This window comes from Sphingobium sp. (genome assembly GCF_032153725.1).
Lineage (GTDB): Bacteria > Pseudomonadota > Alphaproteobacteria > Sphingomonadales > Sphingomonadaceae > Sphingobium.
Genome location: NZ_JALDYQ010000146.1, coordinates 1 through 3,560 on the forward strand (window position 1 = coordinate 1; position 3,560 = coordinate 3,560).

Here is a 3,560-nt window from a genome sequence, read left to right on the forward strand (position 1 = left end):
GCCCCGGCGTGATTGCAACCGCTGCCCCGATTGCGGGTTCGATCCTTTGGTATAAGCTGGTGCTTTGCCGTCGGGACAGTGGAAGGCGCAGAAATGACCATCGACCTTGCCGATTATGAAAAGGGCGTGAAGCTCAAGGGCGATTATGAGGCGAAGCTGGCGGCATTGCAGGAACGGCTCGCCAAGATTCAGGTCGCGCATGTCATCCATGACCGGCGCAGCGTCATCCTGTTGGAAGGATGGGATGCGGCGGGCAAGGGCGGCATTATCAAGCGCGCGACCGCCGACTGGGACCCGCGCTATTACAAGGTCCACCCGATCTCCGCCCCCAATGAGGAGGAGCGCGACCGCCATTTCCTCTGGCGTTTCTGGACGCGCCTGCCTGCCGGGCGGAACATCGCGATCTTCGACCGCAGCTGGTATGGCCGGGTGCTGGTCGAACGGGTCGAGGGTTTCTGTTCCAAGGGCGAGTGGAAGCGCGCCTATGAGGAGATCAACGCCTTCGAAAAGCAGCAGGTCGACGCCGGGACCAACATCATCAAGCTGTTTGTCCATATCACGCAGGAGGTGCAGGACGAACAGCTTGCCCAGCGGCTGGACACGCCCTGGAAGCGCTGGAAGACGGGGGCGGACGATTATCGCAACCGGTCGCGGCGGGCGGATTATCTCGACGCCATGCACGACATGTTCCGCAAGACCGATACGAAAGCGGCGCCCTGGCACGTGATCGACAATAATCACCGCCGGGCCGGGCGGATCGCGGCGCTCAGCACGGTCGCCAAGCGGCTGGAAAAGCTGGTGCCGATGGATTTTCCGGAGGCTGACCCCGAAGTGGTGAAGCTGGCCGCCAAAGCCTATGGGTACAAGAAAATATCGTGAAAACAGCATGTTGTAACAAAACTGTCATCAAATTCTAACGCCGTGTTTACCATTGCTGGCCTAATCGGCGTCTATGCACGCGTTACAGATGTTCGATCAGTCTTCGCTGGAACCGTTCCTCTCCCAGGGGACCGGCCTGACCCTTGTGGCGCGCAGTCCGGCGATCCGGCTGGGGCGGCCGCTGAGCGAGGCGGTCGATTATTTTCAGCATGATCCCGCGCTACGGCTATTGCCCGTGCTGGATGCTGCGGACCAGCCTGTCGGGGCCATTTACGAGCGCGACATGCGGCGTATCCTGTTCAACCCGTTTGGCCATGCGTTGCTGCGCAATCCCAGTTTCGGCGGACGGCTGGACGATCATGTCCGGCCTTGCGCCTGCGTGGACCGACGCACCAGCATCGAGGCGCTGATCGACCGCTTTGCCGCGCAGGGGCGGGGCTGCGAGGGGCTGATCGTGATCGACGGCGGGCGCTATGCCGGGGTGGCGGGCGGACAATTGCTGCTGAAGCTCGCCGCGGAGCGCGACGCGCGGGTCGCGCTGGCGCGGGTCGAACGTCTGGAGAAGGTCACGCGGGACAGCGCGACCTTCCGGGGCGATGTCGAGACGCTGATCGCCGACCTGGTCGGCATGGCTGACATGCTCTCCCGGCTGGCGGAGGATGTGGCGGAGCGGTCGGCGCACAACGGTCATGCCTCGGCGGGCATGGCGGTGGCGACCGCGCAGACAGCGGACAATCTGTCGGCCATCGCGGCTTCCGGGCGGGAATTAGGGCTGCTCTTCCAGTCGATGGAGGAAGAGGCGCGCGAGGCGGGCGTCGCCATCCGCGCGGCGGTCGACCAGGCGCAGGCGGGCGCGGCGCAGACCCGGACGCTGAGCGCGCAGGCTGATGGGATCGGTGAAGTGACGGCGCTGATCGATGCCATCGCGCGGGCGACGGCGACACTGGCGCTCAATGCCGGGATCGAGGCCGCGCGCGCTGGGGAGGCGGGGCAGGGCTTTGCCGTGGTCGCGCGGGAAGTGAAGTCGCTTGCCGGGCAGACGCGCGAGGCAGCGGCGGAAATCGCCCGACGGATCGATCATATCCGGACCACCGTGGGTCATGTCGCGCAGGGGCATGCGCATATGGATGCGGCGATCGCGACGGCGGACCGGGTGTCGGCTTCCGTGTTTCGGGCGGTGGCGCGGCATGGCGCCTTCAGCCGGGCGATTGCGCGCAGCGTGGAGGAGGCGGGCCAGTCCAGCGATCATATCCGCGCCAGCGCCAGCCGGATCAGCGACAATGCCGATGTCGCCGTCGACGGGGCAAAGGCGATGCGCAACGCGGCGGGCCGGTTGGCGGAAGAGGCCCGCCGGCTGGATGACCGCGCCAGTGCCTTCATTCGGGCGATTCAGGCGGCCTAAGAGCATCGTGCGCAAAAGTGGGAACCGGTTTTGCGCTTAAAACGATGCGACAACAAAGAATTAGAGCGCGCGGCCTGCGTCTGATTTAACGCAGCGCGCTCTAGTGAGACCTGTGCGCGGGTGGGTGTAGAGCGCTGAAACGCGTCACTTTTTCTATTTTACGGTGGTGCTGGACCTGCATCGCTGCCGCTCTGGTAGGAGCGGAGACACCCTTCATGTCTGGGCCGCGAGAATGTTCATGGTGCGCTTGAGGTTGTAGGCGATGGCGGTGAGATGGACCTGGACGGCGGCTTTGGCGAAACCTCGCCATCGCATTCGGCGCAGGCCGTAGCAGCGCTTCCATGTCCCGAAGATCTTCTCGATCCGGCCCCGCACCCTGTGGATCGGTTGATTCCATTCTTTGAGCTTGCGCAGCGTTTCCTGTTCGTCGCGGCCCCACATGCCGGTGGCGACGATCCGCGCTACGCCGCCCTTTGCACGCACAGCGTCACAGAAATGGTTGCCACGATACGCACTGTCGGCAAACACCTCGCCGGGATTGTCGGGCAGCGCTTCGGGGCCAGCTTTGCCATCGTTGATATTGGCAGATGTGATCGATATTTCCTCGACCAACGCCGTATCGGCATCGGCGCCGACATGCGCCTTGAAGCCATGGACAGCCCGCTTTCCCTTATGTTTGACCCATCTCGCATCATCATCGTCCTCGCTGGCTGAAGCAATGATCGTGGCATCGACCAGCGTGCCGGTCTTGACTGTGACTGCCTTTGATTTGAGCTGCGCCGTCACAGCCAGGAACAGTGACCGATCGAGCTTATGGCCGACCAGCTCCTTGCGAAAGCGCACGAACGCTGTTCGCTCGGGTGTTGCTTCGGCACCCGAAAATCCACAAAAGCGGCGGAAGGAAGCGCGATCATCAAGCGCCTCGGCCAGCTTCACGTCGGACAGATCGTACCAGATCGATAGAAGCAAGGCCTTGAACATGGCCAGAGGTGGCCAGGCGGGCTCGCCCTTGCTGGCCGAATAAAGCGGATCGAGAAGCGCCGCGACCGATGCCCAATCGAGCAGCTTGCCAAGCGCGTCGAGCGAGGATGCCGACCGCGTGCGCTCTACGAAACCGAACCGCTCCTGACCAATCGAACGATGCGCCACGCCCTGCTCTCCTCTTCGGAAAGCTCATAGAATCAGCAATTAAAGCCGCTGTCTACACCCACCCGCGCACAGGTCTCCTAGTCACCTGGAACTGAAGTAGGTTATATTGTAGAGTGCTGCCGTCTGAACG

At 63.2% G+C, this 3,560-nt stretch carries 3 protein-coding genes; 2 read left to right on the top strand and 1 reads right to left on the bottom strand.

The genetic code is table 11. From position 1 onward, the window contains the following. The first annotated feature begins 93 nt into the window (after nt 1-93). Together RUH75_RS23455 and RUH75_RS23460 are read left to right on the top strand one after the other, a co-directional pair. On the top strand, nt 94-879 hold the full coding sequence (locus RUH75_RS23455) for a polyphosphate kinase (protein WP_313809619.1): 786 nt from the start codon (nt 94-96) through the stop codon (nt 877-879). Nucleotides 880-967: 88 nt separating this feature from the next. Continuing rightward, nucleotides 968-2,281, top strand: coding sequence for a methyl-accepting chemotaxis protein (locus tag RUH75_RS23460; RefSeq protein ID WP_313809620.1), 1,314 nt, complete (start codon nt 968-970; stop codon nt 2,279-2,281). A gap of 213 nt (nt 2,282-2,494) precedes the next feature. Here RUH75_RS23460 and RUH75_RS23465 read toward each other — a convergent pair whose 3' ends face one another. After that, complete coding sequence (locus RUH75_RS23465) at nt 2,495-3,430, bottom strand: IS5 family transposase (RefSeq protein WP_313809621.1); 936 nt, start codon at nt 3,428-3,430, stop codon at nt 2,495-2,497. Nucleotides 3,431-3,560: the final 130 nt, after the last annotated feature.